Raw genomic sequence first — 18,164 nt, 5'->3', positions numbered from 1 at the left:
CTGACATGCATATTTTAATTGTAGAAGATGAAGTCAAGATTGCTGAATATCTGGCAAAAGGACTGAGTGAGTCAGGTTATAGCACGGCCATTGCTGAAAATGGCGTGTTGGCATTGGCCTGTTTGCAGCAACAGTCATTTGATCTGGTACTGCTGGATGTAATGCTGCCAGATCTGGACGGCTGGCAGGTGCTGAAAACCTTGCGAACTTTTAGCCAGATTCCGGTATTGATGCTCACTGCACGCGATCATGTGCTGGATCGGGTGAAAGGCCTGGAGCTTGGCGCCGATGATTATCTGACCAAACCTTTTTCCTATATTGAGTTACTGGCCCGGATCAAAAGTCTGTTGCGCCGTGTGCCGCGACTGGAGCAGGAGGCCTATCAGGTTGCAGGTCTGGTATTGAACCGCCTAAAGCATGAAGTATATCGTAATGAACAAAAGATCGAATTAAGCCAGAAAGAATTTGCGCTGTTGCAACTGTTGATGGAGCATCAAGGGCAGGTGATGACCCGGAGCCAGATTGCCTCCATGGTCTGGAATATCAATTTTAATACCGATACCAATGTGGTGGATGTGGCCATTCGCAGGCTGCGGAGCAAAATTGATGATCATTACACGCCAAAACTGATTCATACCGTACGCGGTATGGGTTATAAACTTGATGAATACCCATGAACAATCCTATCTTATTACCGCTGGCAACACGCTTGAGTATTGCGTTTGCATTGGTGTCCTGCGTGGTTTTTTTGAGTGTGGCGTTACTGTCTTATCAAAATATGCAACAGATGATTCAGGCTCAGCAGGATCAGGCACTGGCTGCACGTATTTCCCGAATTGAAATATTTCTTGAAGATGCCCAGAGTTTCGAGCTTTTGGTTCAGCATCCCAAATTATATGAAAACATGCTGGGGCAAGAAGATAATCTACTGCTGCTGCAACATCAGAATAATCGCTTGATTGAAATCAATCCTTTGCAGATTCATATTCCGGCATTGCACTATACCTCTGCCTTACAGTTTCAGAATAATCAGGCTGAACAGCCTTCGACACGACTGGCTTTTAAACAGGTGCAGTTTGATGGTCGCAGTTATCAACTGGTGGCTGGTAAGCAGCTGGCAGAGGGACAAAGGATACTGGCAAGCTATTTATCAAAACTGGTGCTCTATAGTCTGCTTGGCATACTGCTCTCGACCTTGATGGCCTGGCTGGCAGGACGCTATATTCTCAAGTCCATGCGCCAGTTGATGCTGGCTACAGCACAGGTCAATATTCAGCAGCCCAATCAGCACATCGATGTTCAGAGTAATACGCTTGAGGTTCAAGAGCTGCGTCAGGCCATGAACGATATGCTCGCTAATATTCAGGCTGCGTATCAGCAGCTGGCACGTTTTTCTGAGGATATTTCACACGAACTTCGCACCCCATTAAACAATTTAATCGGGCAGACACAGATTCTGTTATCGCGGTCGCGCGAACCTGCTGAGCTGGAAAATCTGCTCTATTCCAACTTGGAAGAATACGAACGCCTGAGCCAGATGATTGAAAGTATGCTGTTTATCGCCCGGGTAGAACATGGCGGATATGCGATTGAAAAACAGCGTTTCAATCTAAATGACATGCTGCAAGAATTGCTTGAGTACTTCAGCTTTCTGGCCGAAGAGAAGCAGATGCATTTAAAAGTGGATGTTCCGCCAGATTTAAGTCTGACAGCCAGCACCGTATTGTTACAGCGCGCAGTCGCCAATCTGATCAGCAATACCATTACTTATGGTCAGCCTGGGAGTGAGATTATTGTGTCTGCACAGCGACTCAACCACAGGATTAAAATATCAGTGTTGACGCCAGAAGTCTGGATTGCAGAGCAGCACCATCCGCATTTATTTGAGCGTTTTTATCAGATCGATGACAGCCGGCACGAAAAAGCCCAGACGGGTGGTCTGGGCCTTGCCATTGTACAGTCGATCATGCAGCTCCATCAGGGGCAGACAACTGTAGAAAATACACCGTCTGGCGTGATCTTTAGCCTGTCCCTACCTGATGAGCAGACTGGGTTTTAACCACGACCGCGTCCGCGACCACGAGGTGCTTTGGTATTTGGACGAGTTGTACCATTGGTACGACGTTTCGGCTTTTCGCTTTCGTCCATTTGCCAGATACGTTTGGTACCTGATTTTTTCACTGAACCATCTTTGTTCTTGCGAACCATTGGCTTACCACCCGTACCACCCGGTTTTTTCACATAAGAACGTGAACGGTATGGCTCTTCAGCAGGAACATTCTGGAAATCTGGATAAAGTAAAGGTTCAATTTCCTTGGTTTCACCCGGTTTAATATCCATACGTACAAGGTCAATATCACCAATTTTAGTACGGATTAAACGCAGTGTAGGGAAGCCCACCGCAGAGGTCATACGACGAACCTGACGGTTACGGCCTTCACAAATCGAAATCTCAACCCAAGACGTTGGGACAGATGCACGGAAACGTACAGGAGGATTACGCTCCCACAACCATTCCGGTTCAGATACTTTTTCAGCTTTGGCTGGAAGGGTCATGCCATCTTTAAGTTCCACACCTTTACGAAGCTGCTCAAGTGCTTCTTCGGTGACATCACCATCAACCTGCACCATATAGGTTTTAAACTTTTTATTGGCAGGATTGGTGATGTACTGGTTCAGACCACCGTGATCTGTTAAAAAAACCAGACCTTCTGAGTCCATGTCCAGACGACCAGCAAGACGTAAATCTTTGTCGTCGATGAAATCAGCCATGGTTTGGTGTTTTTCATCTGGGCGGAATTGGGAGAGGACGTCATAGGGTTTGTTTAAAATGACGATTTTCATAGGAAATAACTTCTATAATTACATAAACTTAAAAAATGTAGAGGCTTATTTTAAAGGGAAATTTGGTTATTTCCCGTATAAATCTCAAAAACAACGAATCTGGATTAGAATATTATGCGTTAAGAACAGTTGAAAGTATTGCCTAATTGGCAATTATTTTTAGGTTTGTCAGTAGCATTCGGAAAAATATGAAGAATAGAATATCAAAAGATCGTAGTACCTGCGGATGGTGCCAAATTACCGTTAATGCAAACCTGTCCCTCAACCTAGCAAATAATCCAATTGTCCCATGTATCAAAGGGAATGAAATTGGTGCTGATATTACACCAACAATGCAGGCTGTGGTAGATGTTGCAGTTTAAAAGCATAGAGTAGTAAGCCCTCAAATGCTTGGATCAGATAGATATCGAATCTGTCAGAAGTAAAAAAGGTTATTAAGTTAATCAAAGAGAAAAAATGGACATGACTAGAATCACCTTGAACTAAATTGTGCGTTAAACATGAACTACTAGAAAGAAGTCCTGACCTGATCATAAAGAAGATTTTAACTATAAAAAAATAGCCAAAGAGCGAACATTCATGCATTTGCGCGCTGGAGGTCAAGCGCAAGACTGCGAGCTTGTTTTGAATTTGATCATCCTACTATTGCAGATATACTTAACTCATTAAAGCCTGATTCTCCTAATTAAAACCTATATTAAGCGCAGGTTTCTCAGGGGGATTAAATTTTCTTAAATTCTGATTGATAAACGCCCAAAAGTTAAAATGAGTATCAAGCTGCAACTTTGCGTAAAGATTGTAGTGAGCCAGAACAGGATTTGTTCTGAGTTGAATCACTTAGCCAACCTATTATTACATTGACGTATTTGGATACAGCTCGATGATTGGCATATTTTCCAAAAACGTTAGAGTGATCAATGGAACTTCCAGTGATAGAGACGTTTCTCCGAAGGAGTACATAATATGGCCAAATCTAAAGCGAAACATAAGCAGGTCCAACAAAAGGACAAGCAGGACAGCGCTCAGAATGAAGAGCAACAACAGCAACAGCAACAACCAGCCAAACCCTCCCGTGCAAAAAAACGTAAGTAATTGCTAGCTACCTTCCATAACAACGCCCTTAAATAAGGGCGTTGTTATATCATTGATTTTATAAAAATATCATTCAAAAAATTACAAGATTACGACTTTAAATTGTGCTGTTCTGCTTAAGATAAAAACCATCTTTCTAAAATAAATGCGAATAATATTGGTGAAATTTTTTCGGATTTTAAGCTTAATTTTATCTGTATGCTTTGTATTGACCGCCTGTCAGCCACCACCTTCAGGTGAAGCAGCAGGATGGAAAAGTCCTTATCTTTATTGGCAACTGAAAAAGACTCAATTAGAAGCACCGTTACAGATTCCGGTCGAAGGTATTACAGTCCGTCAAATTAATGATACGTGGGGAGCCGCGCGCAGTGCAGGCCGTAAACATGAAGGGACAGATATTTTTGCTAAGCGTAGCACACCTGTCTTAAGTGCCACCCAAGGGATTGTACGTAAAATTGGCACCAATAATCTGGGCGGGAAAGTTATCTGGGTGACAGGGCCTGATATGAGTCAGCATTACTATGCGCATCTGGATGATTATGCTGAGCATATTCAGGAAGGCGACTGGGTGGAAGCGGGCGAAGTGATTGCCTATGTCGGCAATACTGGAAATGCTGAAAATACTCCGCCACATCTACATTACGGGATTTATCTGAGCGGGCAAGGGGCGACCAATCCATATCCTTATTTAGAGCCTTCTCCTTGAGCAGAAACTGGATGGGAGTGTGTTTCAGGAGTGAATCTGGCAGGACGGGTACACCAGAATAATTGCAATGTTCCTAATAAAAGAACAAATGCAGCTAATATGAACTGTTGATGATAGCTCAAACCAAAATATTGCAGCGCACTAAAACTGAGTCCGCCAATCAGCTGAACAGAGGCGAAACACAAGGTGGCAATGCTCCAGAGTTTTTTATACGCCAGCCCATACAGTTGCAAAATGGTATAAGAGGTCAGGAAGACCACAGCAGGGTTTAGCATGCCGGTCAAAAAGGAAGAGCTCAACGTGAGCAATGCTTGGCCCTCTAGAGTCGCAATAAAAATAGCCACAATATAAAGACTATAAAGAATTTTTAGGGCAGCAAAATTACCGAATTTTCTGGCCAGTGCATAAGCACTGAAGGCACCTAAAGCACTACCAAATCCATAAAGAATCCAGTTGAAGTTAATCCAGAACAAGCTCAACTCCAACTGCTGGCTTAAATAATCAATCCAGAAGAGCGAATGCGGTATATAGGCAAAGGCGCTACACGCGTAGACAGCCAGTAAGCTATAAAAGACGCTACTCAAAGATATCTTGGAGGTAGTCGAAGGTGCTTGTACGGACAAATAAGGCTTAAATTTTTGGATAAGTCCACTTAAACATAGACAAATGAGCAGGGCAAAGCCACATAAGATCAGCCAGGCAGTCTGTATGGAAATCTGATCCAGATAAGGCAGAAACAGGGTTGCAATTAATACACCTAATCCGATTCCGCTAAAACCGATAAAGTTGATTTTAAGACGATCCTGAAGCTCACAGCACTGCGCGACTACACTCGGCGATAAGATCATCATCAGCCCGCCGCTGATTCCTGAAATCACGCGCCAGACGATATACCAAACTTCAGAGAAACCAGAAAATGCACAGCACATCAGACTGAACATACCGGCAAAAGCTGAAATTTGAATATACCTGCTCATACTGCGGTCTTGAGGCAGACGCATGGCGGTATAGGCACCAATTAAATAGCCCAGTAAATTGGCACTGCCCAAAAGCCCGGCAAAATCTGTACTCCAGCCAAAGGCTTCTCGTGTACCCGGTAACAGCGCAGTATAAGAGAAACGAAGAATGCCAATCCCCAAGCACATACTAAGGCAGAGAAACAGGCTGAGTTTAATTGTGTGTGAGGACATCCGTGTGTTCATAAAGTTTTATATTTGGTTAAAAAATAACATGAATCTTCGTGATTAAGGAGAAATCACTTGATAAGAAACCGTTGAGTGCAGGAATTTGTGCTTCAGGAAGTCTTTGTACTTTTTAAAATGTTATAAGTCGAAACTTTGAATATGGAGAGAAATAAAAAAACCGCATTCAGAAATGCGATTTTTTTATGTTGTCTATTTCAGGAGTTAACGCATCTTGGCCAGGAAACGGCCAACACGGGTAAGGGCTTCACGCAGTTCATTTTCAGCCGGCAGGAACACCACACGAAAATGATCCGGTGTCGGCCAGTTAAAGCCTGTACCTTGAACCAGAAGTACTTTCTCGGCACGTAACAAGTCCAGCATCAGCTTTTCATCGTCCTGAATTGGATAAACGTTCGGATCCAGTTTCGGGAAGCAGTACATCGCACCCTCAGGCTTGACACAGGACACCCCAGGAATCTCGTTTAGCATTTCCCAAGCGATATTACGCTGTTCATACAAACGGCCACCCGGACGAATCAGGTCATTAATGGACTGATAGCCGCCCAGCGCAGTCTGAATTGCATATTGCGCCTGATGGTTGGCACACAGGCGCATAGATGCCAGCATGTCCAGACCTTCGATATAGTCTGCTGCACGTGTTTTATTGCCAGTAATGGCCATCCAGCCAGAACGGAAGCCAGCAATACGATAAGCCTTTGATAACCCGTTAAATGATACACAAATCTGATCACCTGCCAAGGCAGCTACAGCGACATGCTCGATACCGTCATAGATGATTTTGTCATAGATTTCGTCAGCAAATAAAATCAGGTCATACTTCTTGGCCAAGTCCACGATCTGTTGCAAGACATGACGCGGATAAACCGAACCGGTCGGGTTGTTTGGATTAATAATCACAATACCACGGGTATTTGGCGTGATTTTACTTTCCATATCGACAATGTCTGGATACCAGTGATTTTCTTCATCACATTTATAATGAATCGCCGTACCGCCAGACAGATTGACTGCCGCAGTCCAAAGCGGATAATCCGGCATTGGAATCAGCATTTCATCGCCATCATCCAATAGACCCTGCATGGCCATGACAATCAGTTCAGAGACACCATTACCGATATATACATCATTGACGTGCATATCCAGAATGCCTTTTTGCTGGTAATACTGGCAGATCGCCTTACGTGCCGGGAAAATCCCTTTAGAATCTGTATAGCCAATGGCATTTGGCAGATTTAAAGCCACATCATTGATGATTTCTTGTGGTGCTTCAAAACCGAATGGGGCGGGGTTACCGATGTTCAGTTTGATAATCTTATGACCCGCTTCTTCCATCTCGATGGCCGCTCGTAACACAGGCCCGCGAATGTCGTAGCAAACATGCTCGAGCTTAGACGATTTCTTAATTTCGCGAGGGGTTTGGAGAGTGTTCGGCATTTTGATGTTCTCGGAAAGAGTGGAGGTCACTTTTGCATAACGGTATAAATAACTTTTAAATGTCTCAGTTGTTACCAGATCGAGATGATGTTCATCTCTGAGTAAAGCAACAATTCTTTCATGGGTAAATCCTAGCTGTTGATACTGTCTGATCACAGGAAGTAAATTCTGAAAAATTACGCTCTTTTTTTGCGACATTTTTTAATCCTGAGCAAGAATATGACTAAGCTTAACACTAAATTTGCTCACAAAAAAGCATTTAGTACATAGGTTGCTTACTTTGTTTCTGCATATTTGCTTACTTTTTGCTTTTTTGGCTATTATAGGTCTTTTGTAAATTGTTAAATAAACACTAGAATTTTTAAATTGAATCACGTAAATATAGGATTATCCTATTTTAAATAGCAAGATAAAAAGGTACGCAATCATGGGAAAACTCAATAAAACAGACAGAGAATGGCAAAGAGAGTTATCACCTGAAGAGTTCCGTATTACACGCCAAAAGGGAACCGAACCTGCATTTACCGGGAAATACTGGAATACCAAACAAGATGGTGTTTACGTATGTCGCTGTTGTGGTGAACCTTTATTTACTTCAGAAACCAAATTTGACAGTGGTTGTGGCTGGCCAAGCTTTTATCGTCCCCTGAGCAGTTCAGTCATAGAAGAATTATCTGATACTTCACACGGGATGGTCAGAACTGAAATTGTTTGTCATCATTGTGACGCACATTTAGGGCATGTTTTCCCTGATGGTCCAGAACCGACGGGCTTACGTTATTGTGTAAACTCGGCTTCTTTAGAATTAGAAACACAAGAAAAAAATGATGAGGAAACCTATCCATGACTAGCATTTATCAGTTTGAAGCTGAATTGTTAGATGGTAAAAGCAAACAGCTTGCAGATTATGAAGGTAAGGTACTTTTAATCGTGAATACAGCAAGTAAATGTGGCTTTACCCCACAATTCTCAGGATTAGAGAAGCTTTACGAGAAATATAAAGATCAAGGTCTGGAGGTCTTAGGATTTCCATGCAACCAGTTTGGTGGCCAAGATCCTGGTTCCAATGAACAGATTGGTGAGTTTTGCCAGAAAAATTACGGGGTATCTTTCCCGATGTTTTCCAAAGTGGATGTTAAAGGCCCTGAAGCGCATGCCATCTTCCGTTATTTGACCAATAATTCCAAAGGTATTTTAGGAAATGGGATTAAATGGAACTTTACCAAGTTTCTGATTGGACGTGATGGTAAGGTTTTAAACCGTTTTGCACCGACGACCAAGCCTGAAGATCTTGAAGTTGAAATCGAAAAAGTGCTCTAAACTTTATTTTGAGACATGAAAGAATTTTTGAGTGCTGAATTAAAATTGATCGTATTGCATTTTTATAAAAAAACCACTGTATTTACAGTGGTTTTTTTGATTATGACTTGAATCTAGAGAATCGCTTTTAGACGTTGAATGACTTGTTCACATTGTGCCAGATCAGCAACCAGAGCTAAACGTACATGATTTTCACCCGGATTACCTTGTTGCGTATCACGAGACAGATAACGGCCCGGCAGAACTTTAATATGGGCTTTTTCCATCAGCATTTTGGCAAAGGTTTCATCATTGTCGACTTTGAGCCAGTAGTAGAAACCGGCATCCGGTTTTTTCAGTGGCAGCAGGTGACCGAGTTCTTGCTGGAACAAATCAAATTTGGCGCGGTATTGCACCCGGTTGTCTTCCACATGGGCTTCATCGTTCCAGGCAGCAATAGAAGCCAGTTGGTGCTGTACCGGCATCGCTGCACCGTGATAAGTACGATACTGCAAATACGGTTTTAGCAAAGTTGCGTCACCGGCGACAAAACCTGAACGCATGCCCGGCAGGTTGGAACGTTTAGACAGCGAGTGGAATACCACACAGTTTTTATAGTCATCACGACCGATTTCAGCACAGACTTCCAGTAAACCCGCGGGTGCCTGATCAAACCACAATTCCGAATAGCATTCATCTGAAGCAATGACAAAGTTGTATTGATCTGACAGCGCAATCAGCTTTTTAAACTGTTCTTTAGAGAGTACGGCACCCGTTGGATTGCCCGGCGTGCAGACAAATAATAATGCGGTTTTTTCCCAGACTTCTGCCGGAACGGCATCAAAGTCACCGAGGTAATTATTTTCCTCAGTACAGTTGATGAAGTAAGGTTTGGCACCTGCGAGCAGCGTCGCACCTTCATAAATCTGGTAGAACGGGTTTGGCATGACCACATAAGGCGATTCTTCACGGTTCACCAAGGCTTGTACAAAAGAGAAAATTGCTTCACGTGTACCGGAAACGGGCAGGATATTGCTGTCTGCACTGATGCTATTCAGCTTAAAGCGGCGGCTTAACCAGTTGGCAATACTTTCACGTAGTTCGGGCAGACCTTTGCTGTTGGGATAAGTCGATAAATGTTTGAAGTTATCAATAATCGCCTGTTTCACAAACTCCGGTGCAGGATGCTTTGGTTCGCCAATCGACAGGGGAATTAATGGCATATTTGCAGGCTGGATATCCGCAAAAAGCCGATTTAACTTTTCAAAGGGATAAGGGTGCAATAAAGACAAGCTAGAGTTCATGAAATGTGTTACCGAGCAGAGTGTTAGTGTTGACCGCTGACCTGATGTGAAGCCTCATCCAGGGCAGCTTTGAGTGCAGCTGCAAATTCTTGAGACTCAGTCGGGCTCATCGGGATGCCATTTTTTTTGGTGACAAAGAAAATATCTTCAGCACGTTCGCCAAGTGTGGCAATTTTGGCAGAGTGGATATCCAGCCCTTGCATCATAAATAAACCGCCAATTTTGGCAAGTAAACCAGGATGATCCAGAGTCGCAATTTCGACCATATTCTGATCCAGAGCCGCATTCATCGTAATATCGACTGTATTTTCAATATCGAAATGACGGAGTTGACGCGGAATGCGGCGTTGCATCAGACCCGGATATTCATCTGAATGGCTCAAAGCGTCTTTCAGGGCTTCAATGACGGTGGCTTCCCGTTCAGGGTCGGTGAGTAAGGTACCAAAGCGATCCAGCACCACATAGGTATCCAGACTAAAAGCTTTGGTCGCGGTAATAATCCGCGCATCTTGAACATCCAGATTCATACGATCCAGAATGGCAACGGTGGTCGCAAACAGATTCGGTTTATCCTGAGTATAAATAAAGATCTGTACTGCATCCTGAGCATATTTTCGATGCGCCCGCATCAGCACCAAAGGTGCAGGATTATCGCCATGTTGTAAAATGGCGCGGGTATGCCAGGCAATTTCATCCGCGGTTTCTTTCAGGAAATAATCATCACCCAGTTCCTGCCAGACTTTTTCAACATCATAGAGCGAGAAATGCTCGACCAGACGTTCACTGGCTTCAAACTTGGTGTCTTCAATCAGCATCTGATAATCGACCGGACGGCCAAGACCAGAACGGATCACATCACGCGCCTGCGTATAGAGTTGACGCATCAAGGATGCGCGCCAGGTATTCCAGAGCTTGGGATTGGTGGCATTGATATCCGCAACTGTCAGGGTATACAGATAGTCCAGATGCTCCATATCGCCCATTTTTTCTGCGAATTCTTTGACCACATCCGGGTCGGAAATATCTTTTTTCTGCGCAGTCACAGACATCACCAGATGATTCTGGATCAGCCAGGCCACCAGATTACTTTCGCGTTCGGTAAAGCCATGGCTACGGCAGAATTTAATGGCATCGGCTGCTCCAAGCTCACTATGATCACCGCCACGACCTTTGGCAATATCATGAAAAAGAGCTGCCAGATATACAATGTCACGACGGGTCAGGCGCTGGAACACTGAACTGACCACAGGAAATTCCTTGGCAAATTCAGGTGCTTTAAAGCGATTTAAATTGCGTAGCAACAATAAGGTATGTGCATCGACCGTATAGATATGGAACAGGTCATATTGCATCAGGCCCAGAATCTGCCCAAAGGCCGGGATGTAATTACCCAGTACGCCATAACGCTTCATCGTCACCAGGGTGTCGTAGAGTCGATGCGGTGAGCGGATAATCGCCATAAACAGCGCCTGATGCACCGGATTATCACGAAAATCCTGATCAATGCGTTTTCCTGCCAAGGTCAGCAGGCGTAAGGTACGCGCACGAATGCCCTGAATTTCAGGACGATTGGCCAGCAGATAGAAAATTTCCAGAATCGCGCTTGGATTTTCCGAGAAAATCTTGTGATGCTGAACTGCTAACTTGCCATCGACCAGTTTGAAATTTTCATTAATTTCCTCAATCTGGCGTTCATATTGCGGTAAACGTGGGGTAATCACAGATTCATTGAAGTAGGCCAGCAGCATTTCATTGAGTGTAGAGACTTGCTGTGCGCTGCGATAATAGCGCTTCATAAACTGTTCAATTGGATAGTTCGGATGATGCGCCTCATCACGCACATAGCCGAATTTAGCCGCAATATCACGCTGATAATCGAACAGTAAGCGGTTTTCATCGCGCTTGGTCAGGCGGTGCAGATGATGGCGAATTTCCCAGAGAAAACTTTCAGCTTCTTCGAGCACACCGAGTTCAAATTCAGAAATAAAACCCAGATGTACCAGATCATAAATCCGGTTGACGCGGAAATGTCGTTTGGCAATCCAGCCGATCTGGTTGATGTCGCGGATACCGCCCGGCGCATTTTTAATATCCGGTTCCAGATTGCTTTCGGTATTGTTGTGCTGAGCATAGCGTTTATGCTGCTCATCCATTTTGGCATCAAAGAAGGTTTTATCGGTCCAGGTGCGTGACACGATGCGCCGTGGCCATTTGCACAGGTTCTCATTGCCAATAATCAGGCGTGCTTCGATTAGCGTAGTGGCAACGGTGAGATCACTACTGGCCTGACTGACACAGTCATTGATGGTACGCACGCTGATCCCCGGTTTGAAATTACCGACATCCCAGAGTAATGAAATGAAGGTAGAAATCAGCTGTTCCTGCTCTGGACTAATCTCGTCTTCTGACAGGATCATGAGGTCGACATCAGAATAAGGCAGCATTTCACGGCGACCATAACCTCCGACAGCAAACAGGGCCAAATCTGTTTGATCCAGTTCGGCGTATTTCCAGAGAAATTGCAGTGCTTCATCAATCAGATTGGAACGTGCCAGAATAATATCCCGAATCGACTGTCCATTTTCAAAACTCTCCTGTAGCTGATTTTCGACATCACTACGCCATTGATTGATGGCTTTAATGTCATGGTTACTTTTAATGTAATTCAGCAGAGGTAAGGTATTGATCATGAACAGTGGTCCGTTGGTATTTCAGCTTAGTTTTGATTAATGCTAACTTGATTTGCGACCTGAAGTGCCAGTTCGCGTGCCTGTTCAATGCTTTCAGCACGTGCAGTCGCAACACCCATGCGACGCCGTTCGAAGCCTTCAGGTTTGCCAAACAGGCGCAAATCAGTATTGCCGTCTGCTAAAGCAAGATTCAGGCCAGAAAATGAAAGATTACGATCATCTACCCCGGCATAAATCACCGCGCTGGCAGCCACACTATGCCGTGTGGTATTGACCGGCAGGCCTAAAATCGCACGTGCATGCAATTCAAATTCGCTTTGGAATTGAGAGGCAAGTGTTACCAGTCCGGTATCGTGTGGACGAGGAGAAACCTCACTAAACCATACTTGGTCGCCTTTGACAAAGAGTTCTACACCAAAGATTCCGCAACCACCCAGTGCTGTGGTGACTTTGTGGGCAATGCGCTTAGATTCCTCTAGCGCTGCTGGAGTCATCGGCTGAGGTTGCCAGCTTTCGACATAATCGCCCGAGTCCTGACGATGTCCGATCGGATCGCAATAAGAGGTTTCGATCTCGCCGGTTGCCGGATTTTTTGCACGAACAGTCAATAAGGTAATTTCAAAATCAAAGTCAATTTGCGATTCGACAATCACCGTACCCTGATTGACGCGTCCACCAGTTTGCGCATATTCCCAAGCCGCGTCTACCTCTGCAAAGCTTTTTACCCGAGACTGGCCTTTGCCAGAAGAGGACATGACCGGCTTGACAAAGTTTGGATAGCCGACATCATCACAGGCAGCACGGAAGGACTCTAAACTGTCAGCAAATCGGTACGCTGAAGTTGGCAGCCCCAGTTCTTCTGCGGCCAGACGGCGAATGCCTTCGCGGTTCATGGTCAGATTGACCGCTTTAGCCGAAGGAATGACGGTTGCAATATTTTGTTCTTCAACGTCAACCAGTACTTGTGTGGCAATGGCTTCAATTTCAGGAACGATTAAATGTGGCTGGATTTGATGGATCAATTGTTTTAATTCTTCAGCATCGGCCATATTCAAGGTATAGGAATAATGCGCGACTTGCATGGCAGGTGCATGCTCATAACGGTCAGCAGCATGAACTTCGACCCCAAGACGTTGTAGTGAAATCACCACTTCCTTGCCCAGTTCACCAGAACCCAATAATAGAACTTTATAGGCAGAAGCTTGCAGGGGAGTACCAATAGTCACGCTCATGTGTGTCATCCATGCTTGATTTTATGGACTTTTAGCATAGCAGAACTGAGCCGGCAGTTAAGCCAAGATTCATACAAAATTGTGATATTGTCCAACAGTTTTATTTATAAAGTTTTTCTGGATGTAAGTAAGGCGTAATCGTCATTTCACTGATCTGTCAGACTGATTTGAAGACGGTATATCCTGTTTTGGCAATAGCTTTTTTCTATCTACAACTGGTCGAGTATTAAAAAAGTATAAAAGGATATGGAAATGATTTTATTTTAGCTTTTTCTTTCAGGAAAAATGATAGGGATCAGCTAATTATTTTTATATAATAAAGACCTATGCTATTCCATATAGCATAAGTCTTTATCTTGATTGATCAGTCAGTTTAAGCTTAAAACGTCATCGGCACATAAGTATAAACCAGACCATAGGTCAGTGCTGCGGTCAGGGTCGCCATCACGATGCGTTTGAATTTAAAATAAAGCGCAGTGAGTACGATAAATCCGACCAGCATCGCAATACTTTTATTCGGTGTTTCTAATAATGGCGGTAAGGTAGCAACTACCAGCATGGAGCTGATTGCCGCAATGCCGATTGAACCCAAGGCAATTTTTAGCCACAATGCTCCGCGTTTTTGTGAGCCTTGCTGAAATTTCTGAATCACAAAAAAAGGCCCGAAGCGTGAGACGAAATTGGCGATCCCGACGACAATGCCGACCAGAATAATCTCTAGATTCATGCTTGATCTCCTGCGTGTTCAGGATCTGGCTGTTTTAAGATATAGTGCTTGAACAGGCCGGCAAAAATACCGGAACTGATACCAATGAAAATCGCGGCAGACAGATCAATAAAGTAACAGGCCACAGCAGAAACCAGAATGGTGACAGCCACAACAAAAGTATGTTTCTTCTCAAAAGCAGCCAATAGGAAACTCAGGAACAGCGCAGGTAATAGGAAGTCTAGAGCCGCTTGCAAGAATTGCGGCAGATTGCTGACCTGATCGGCAAATAAACCACCGAGAAAAGATCCCAATGCCCAGGACATCCAGCTAAACAGGCTTAAACCCAGCATCCAGGATTCAGACCATTCCTGACGCCGTTGCGAGAGCTTGATCATGCCGGAAGCAAAAACCTCATCGGTCAGACCCCAAGACCAGATCGCGGTTTTCTTTAAATTCAGCCGGTCTTGAATCAGGTTTTGCAGCGCAGGGCCATAGAGCAAATGCCGAATGTCTAGGGCAATCACCGTTAATGCCGTCATCCAGATAGATGTGCCACTGCCTAAAAGTGCGACCACAAGGAACTGGCTGGCACCTGCATACATCGAGCAGGAAAGAAACAGCGCTTCCCAAGCCGTAAAGCCAAACTGAGTGGCTGAAACGCCAAAAGCAAACGACACTGGTAAATAAGTGAAGATGATCGCTTGGCTATCTTTTGCACCTTGCCAGAAGCCAGCAGGTTGCGTAGCGAGTTGATTCTGTTCAGACACGACACACCTTGAAGGAGAGTTGAACGATGGGTCAAATGAAGATTGTGTATTCTACGTGAATTTAATAGCATAGTGCCGAAATGTTTAAATTGGCGAGCCTGATATGTGGATGTTCAAGACACGTACGATGCTGACAGCTGCTTTAATGAGCACTGCATTGTTGTTACAAGCGTGTGGGAATGACAGTCAATCGACTGATAAGCCAGAAATTAAACCGGCACCTAAACTGACGAATGATGCGACCACCTATGCCAATGCGGCATGGCAACTGATCAATAAAGTCGATCCACTGGTTTATCATAAAGAAGTGGATCAGCTGGAAACCCAGGTGCGTCAACCGGCACGTAAGCTGAGCACAGACTGGCGTATTAATGTCAAAATGACCGATTCGGTGACTGAAGGTAAATATGCTCTGTGTCGTAAAGCCTTAACCAGTCTGGAAATCTGGGCGCGTACCGTGATCGACAATGGCAGCAGTCTGGAACAAAAGCAGGCGGATTATGAGCGGGATAAACTGCAATGTCAGAATGCGATTGATAATCCTGAATTGGGAAATACTGATCCCAAACAAAAAGGCACTGCGATTGCCAATATGTAATAAACCTTTAGCCATTTAGTTATAAGCATAAAAGCCAGTCATTCAGACTGGCTTTTTTAGGATGAGACAACAGCAAGACTCTAAAAAGAGGGTATCCACACATGTTCTAATAAAATCACAAATACACCACAGATCAGGAGTGTGCTGCCAATTATGCGCTTAATCAGAATAGGTGTAGACATGGTCGATCTCCTTAAATATTTAAAGCTAAAGCGTGTTCAATGCTTCCAGATAACGACGATTCACTTCTTGCCAGTTCACGACATTGAAAAAAGCCGAGATATATTCCGGACGACGGTTTTGATAGTGCAAATAATAGGCATGTTCCCAGACATCCAGACCTAAAATGGGAATATTGCCATACATCAGTGGAGAGTCCTGATTGACGCTGCTTTCTACAATAAGTGTTTGATCTGGCGCAACACTCAGCCAGGCCCAACCGCTACCAAAACGGCTCAGTGCTGCCTGGGTAAAGGTGTCTTTAAATGCCTCGAATCCGCCTAATTCATGTTCAATGGCCTTTGCAATTTCAGCTTCTGGATGGCCGCCACCGTCTGGACTCATGACTGTCCAGAACAGGGAATGATTGGCATGTCCACCGGCATTATTGATCACGTTCTGTTTTAATTGCTGCGGTACTTCATTGAATTTGCTAATTAAGGTTTCGACCGATAAATCTTCCCATTCGGTTCCTGCGATCCCTGCATTGATATTATTAATATAGGTTTGATGATGCTTGCTATGATGAATTTCCATGGTCTTGCTATCGATATGAGGCTCTAGGGCATCATAGGAATATGGCAGTACAGGCAGGGTATAGCTCATGGTCAGGATTCCTTTGCTAGAATGAAGTCATGTTATTTTTCATTAGATTTAACATACGCCTGAATTTAATATTTTTATATGAGAATAATTATCATTATTGTTAATATGTGTGAATTATGCGTTGCCTGTAAGTTTTCTACGCTCGGTCATCTTATTTCCTAGGCCATAAAAAAGCCCCAGATGGAGCTTTTTCATACAGTAAATACTTAGACGTTAAAACGGAAATGTAAAACGTCGCCATCCTGAACGATATAGGTTTTACCTTCTAGACGCCATTTACCGGCTTCTTTTGCACCCGCTTCGCCGTTGTACTGCACGAAATCATCATAAGCAATACATTCTGCACGGATAAAGCCTTTTTCAAAGTCGGTATGAATTACACCAGCGGCTTGCGGTGCAGTTGCACCAATTTTCACAGTCCAGGCACGAACTTCCTGTACACCTGCGGTGAAGTAAGTTTGTAAGCCAAGTAGTGAATAACCTGCACGAATCACCACGTTTAAACCAGGTTCTTCCATGCCCATCGCTTCCAGGAATTCAGCACGGTCTTCATCTTCAAGCAATGAAATTTCCGCTTCAATCTGGTTGCAAAGAGGTACGACAATTGCATTTTCTTCAGCAGCCAATTTTCTCACTGCATCCAAATGCGGGTTATTTTCAAAACCGTCTTCAGCAACGTTGGCAATATACATGGTTGGTTTAAGCGTCATTAAGCCAAAGCCACGTACCAGTTTACGTTCGTCATCATCCAGATCCGCTGCGCGAGCCGGTTTGCCTTCATCGAGTAAAGGCTGGATTTTTTCTAATACTGCTTTAGTAGCAATTGCTTCTTTGTCACCACCTTTGGCAGATTTAGTCAAACGGGTAATCGCTTTCGCCACCGCGTCGAGATCTGCAAGCGCGAGTTCTGTATTAATCGTGGCGATATCATCCAGTGGATCAATACGACCATTCACATGAATGACGTTTTCATCTTCAAAACAACGTACCACGTGAGCGATTGCATCAGTTTCGCGGATGTTGGCCAGGAACTGGTTACCTAAGCCTTCACCTTTAGAAGCACCAGCGACCAGACCTGCGATGTCCACAAATTCCATAGACGTTGGAATCACGCGCTGCGGTTTAACAATTGCTGTCAATTTGTCTAAACGTGGGTCAGGAACAGGCACGATGCCGGTATTTGGTTCAATGGTACAGAACGGGAAGTTTTCTGCAGCAATAGCAGCTTTGGTTAAAGCATTGAAAAGTGTAGATTTGCCAACGTTCGGCAAGCCGACAATACCGCAATTAAAACCCATGAAATAACTCACAAAAGCGTTATATAAAAATTGCCCCCGATTTTACATGAAAGCACGGCTAAAGTCAGGTCATGCACTTGTGGTTTATTGCAATCAAATGCTTCTGATAACTTAAAAGCTCCGCTGAGCTTTCCCGGATTTGTTGTGAGTCCGCCGAATAT

The 18,164-nt window shown here is 44.2% G+C and carries 17 protein-coding genes and 1 pseudogene; 8 read left to right on the top strand and 10 right to left on the bottom strand.

The window, feature by feature from the left end; translation table 11 throughout:
• The first annotated feature begins 5 nt into the window (after positions 1 to 5).
• Both FTU42_RS02700 and FTU42_RS02695 read left to right on the top strand, forming a co-directional pair.
• The gene (locus FTU42_RS02700) at positions 6 to 677 is read left to right on the top strand and encodes a heavy metal response regulator transcription factor (protein WP_005097421.1); all 672 of its coding nucleotides are present in this window, start codon (positions 6 to 8) and stop codon (positions 675 to 677) included.
• Positions 674 to 2,059, top strand: coding sequence for a heavy metal sensor histidine kinase (locus FTU42_RS02695; RefSeq protein ID WP_180082988.1), 1,386 nt, complete (start codon positions 674 to 676; stop codon positions 2,057 to 2,059). Before FTU42_RS02700 ends, FTU42_RS02695 begins: the two co-directional genes overlap by 4 nt.
• On the opposite strand, the gene FTU42_RS02690 is transcribed toward FTU42_RS02695, so the two are convergent.
• Positions 2,056 to 2,844, bottom strand: coding sequence for an rRNA large subunit pseudouridine synthase E (locus FTU42_RS02690; RefSeq protein ID WP_005170277.1), 789 nt, complete (start codon positions 2,842 to 2,844; stop codon positions 2,056 to 2,058). The two genes, FTU42_RS02695 and FTU42_RS02690, sit on opposite strands and share 4 nt — an antisense overlap.
• Before the next feature lie 195 nt (positions 2,845 to 3,039).
• Here FTU42_RS02690 and FTU42_RS14840 point away from each other — a divergent pair.
• The 3 genes and pseudogenes from FTU42_RS14840 to FTU42_RS02685 form a co-directional block, all read left to right on the top strand.
• Positions 3,040 to 3,203, top strand: a pseudogene (locus FTU42_RS14840) (NADP-dependent isocitrate dehydrogenase); the annotation flags it as partial.
• Positions 3,204 to 3,807: 604 nt separating this feature from the next.
• Positions 3,808 to 3,936 (top strand): hypothetical protein, encoded by a 129-nt coding sequence (locus tag FTU42_RS14835; RefSeq protein WP_005170281.1) that lies wholly within the window; start codon positions 3,808 to 3,810, stop codon positions 3,934 to 3,936.
• Between the two features lie 145 nt (positions 3,937 to 4,081).
• Positions 4,082 to 4,642, top strand: a complete 561-nt coding sequence (locus FTU42_RS02685; protein ID WP_180082987.1) for a M23 family metallopeptidase — start codon at positions 4,082 to 4,084, stop codon at positions 4,640 to 4,642.
• Here FTU42_RS02685 and FTU42_RS02680 read toward each other — a convergent pair.
• Positions 4,621 to 5,832 carry a YbfB/YjiJ family MFS transporter gene (locus FTU42_RS02680; RefSeq protein ID WP_180082986.1) on the bottom strand — a complete coding sequence of 404 codons (1,212 nt, stop codon included), beginning with the start codon at positions 5,830 to 5,832 and terminating at the stop codon, positions 4,621 to 4,623. The genes FTU42_RS02685 and FTU42_RS02680 overlap by 22 nt on opposite strands.
• 216 nt (positions 5,833 to 6,048) lie before the next feature.
• Entirely contained in the window at positions 6,049 to 7,479 is a 1,431-nt protein-coding gene (locus FTU42_RS02675; protein ID WP_005170285.1) for a pyridoxal phosphate-dependent aminotransferase, read from the bottom strand.
• Positions 7,480 to 7,708: 229 nt separating this feature from the next.
• Between FTU42_RS02675 and msrB the strand changes: the two genes are divergently transcribed.
• Both msrB and FTU42_RS02665 read left to right on the top strand, forming a co-directional pair.
• Entirely contained in the window at positions 7,709 to 8,128 is a 420-nt protein-coding gene (msrB, locus tag FTU42_RS02670) for a peptide-methionine (R)-S-oxide reductase MsrB (protein WP_180082985.1), read from the top strand.
• Entirely contained in the window at positions 8,125 to 8,601 is a 477-nt protein-coding gene (locus FTU42_RS02665) for a glutathione peroxidase (RefSeq protein ID WP_005170286.1), read from the top strand. Before msrB ends, FTU42_RS02665 begins: the two co-directional genes overlap by 4 nt.
• A 113-nt stretch (positions 8,602 to 8,714) precedes the next feature.
• Here the strand turns inward: FTU42_RS02665 and dapC are convergent, their stop codons facing one another.
• From dapC to FTU42_RS02640, 5 genes are all read right to left on the bottom strand, one after another.
• A complete protein-coding gene (gene dapC, locus FTU42_RS02660) occupies positions 8,715 to 9,884 on the bottom strand; it encodes a succinyldiaminopimelate transaminase (RefSeq protein WP_180082984.1) in 1,170 nt (389 codons plus the stop codon).
• A 23-nt stretch (positions 9,885 to 9,907) separates the two neighbouring features.
• A complete protein-coding gene (glnD, locus tag FTU42_RS02655) occupies positions 9,908 to 12,574 on the bottom strand; it encodes a [protein-PII] uridylyltransferase (protein ID WP_005097404.1) in 2,667 nt (888 codons plus the stop codon).
• Positions 12,575 to 12,600: 26 nt separating this feature from the next.
• Positions 12,601 to 13,815: a formate-dependent phosphoribosylglycinamide formyltransferase gene (gene purT, locus FTU42_RS02650; protein ID WP_180001300.1), complete on the bottom strand. Its 1,215-nt coding sequence runs from the start codon at positions 13,813 to 13,815 to the stop codon at positions 12,601 to 12,603.
• 370 nt (positions 13,816 to 14,185) lie between these two features.
• Positions 14,186 to 14,533: an L-valine transporter subunit YgaH gene (ygaH, locus tag FTU42_RS02645; protein ID WP_005097402.1), complete on the bottom strand. Its 348-nt coding sequence runs from the start codon at positions 14,531 to 14,533 to the stop codon at positions 14,186 to 14,188.
• Positions 14,530 to 15,282, bottom strand: a complete 753-nt coding sequence (locus FTU42_RS02640) for an AzlC family ABC transporter permease (protein ID WP_159138591.1) — start codon at positions 15,280 to 15,282, stop codon at positions 14,530 to 14,532. Before FTU42_RS02640 ends, ygaH begins: the two co-directional genes overlap by 4 nt.
• Before the next feature lie 103 nt (positions 15,283 to 15,385).
• Between FTU42_RS02640 and FTU42_RS02635 the strand changes: the two genes are divergently transcribed.
• Positions 15,386 to 15,880 carry a hypothetical protein gene (locus tag FTU42_RS02635; RefSeq protein WP_180049123.1) on the top strand — a complete coding sequence of 165 codons (495 nt, stop codon included), beginning with the start codon at positions 15,386 to 15,388 and terminating at the stop codon, positions 15,878 to 15,880.
• 207 nt (positions 15,881 to 16,087) lie between these two features.
• On the opposite strand, the gene FTU42_RS02630 is transcribed toward FTU42_RS02635, so the two are convergent.
• Complete coding sequence (locus tag FTU42_RS02630) at positions 16,088 to 16,705, bottom strand: superoxide dismutase (RefSeq protein ID WP_180082983.1); 618 nt, start codon at positions 16,703 to 16,705, stop codon at positions 16,088 to 16,090.
• Positions 16,706 to 16,911: 206 nt separating this feature from the next.
• Positions 16,912 to 18,003, bottom strand: coding sequence for a redox-regulated ATPase YchF (ychF, locus tag FTU42_RS02625; protein ID WP_005170292.1), 1,092 nt, complete (start codon positions 18,001 to 18,003; stop codon positions 16,912 to 16,914).
• Between the last annotated feature and the right edge of the window lie 161 nt (positions 18,004 to 18,164).

Source organism: Acinetobacter sp. YH12102, assembly GCF_013419125.1.
Lineage (GTDB): Bacteria > Pseudomonadota > Gammaproteobacteria > Pseudomonadales > Moraxellaceae > Acinetobacter > Acinetobacter pseudolwoffii.
The sequence above is the reverse complement of the archived record's forward strand: the minus strand, read 5'-3'. Positions and strand labels throughout refer to the sequence as shown.

Coding starts and splice junctions, on each gene's coding strand:
- FTU42_RS02700 (WP_005097421.1), top strand. CDS start 6: ATGCATATTTTAATTGTAGAAGATGAAGTCAAGATTGCTGAATATCTG.
- FTU42_RS02695 (WP_180082988.1), top strand. CDS start 674: ATGAACAATCCTATCTTATTACCGCTGGCAACACGCTTGAGTATTGCG.
- FTU42_RS02690 (WP_005170277.1), bottom strand. CDS start 2,844: ATGAAAATCGTCATTTTAAACAAACCCTATGACGTCCTCTCCCAATTC.
- FTU42_RS14835 (WP_005170281.1), top strand. CDS start 3,808: ATGGCCAAATCTAAAGCGAAACATAAGCAGGTCCAACAAAAGGACAAG.
- FTU42_RS02685 (WP_180082987.1), top strand. CDS start 4,082: ATGCGAATAATATTGGTGAAATTTTTTCGGATTTTAAGCTTAATTTTA.
- FTU42_RS02680 (WP_180082986.1), bottom strand. CDS start 5,832: ATGTCCTCACACACAATTAAACTCAGCCTGTTTCTCTGCCTTAGTATG.
- FTU42_RS02675 (WP_005170285.1), bottom strand. CDS start 7,479: ATGTCGCAAAAAAAGAGCGTAATTTTTCAGAATTTACTTCCTGTGATC.
- msrB (WP_180082985.1), top strand. CDS start 7,709: ATGGGAAAACTCAATAAAACAGACAGAGAATGGCAAAGAGAGTTATCA.
- FTU42_RS02665 (WP_005170286.1), top strand. CDS start 8,125: ATGACTAGCATTTATCAGTTTGAAGCTGAATTGTTAGATGGTAAAAGC.
- dapC (WP_180082984.1), bottom strand. CDS start 9,884: ATGAACTCTAGCTTGTCTTTATTGCACCCTTATCCCTTTGAAAAGTTA.
- glnD (WP_005097404.1), bottom strand. CDS start 12,574: ATGATCAATACCTTACCTCTGCTGAATTACATTAAAAGTAACCATGAC.
- purT (WP_180001300.1), bottom strand. CDS start 13,815: ATGACACACATGAGCGTGACTATTGGTACTCCCCTGCAAGCTTCTGCC.
- ygaH (WP_005097402.1), bottom strand. CDS start 14,533: ATGAATCTAGAGATTATTCTGGTCGGCATTGTCGTCGGGATCGCCAAT.
- FTU42_RS02635 (WP_180049123.1), top strand. CDS start 15,386: ATGTGGATGTTCAAGACACGTACGATGCTGACAGCTGCTTTAATGAGC.
- FTU42_RS02630 (WP_180082983.1), bottom strand. CDS start 16,705: ATGAGCTATACCCTGCCTGTACTGCCATATTCCTATGATGCCCTAGAG.
- ychF (WP_005170292.1), bottom strand. CDS start 18,003: ATGGGTTTTAATTGCGGTATTGTCGGCTTGCCGAACGTTGGCAAATCT.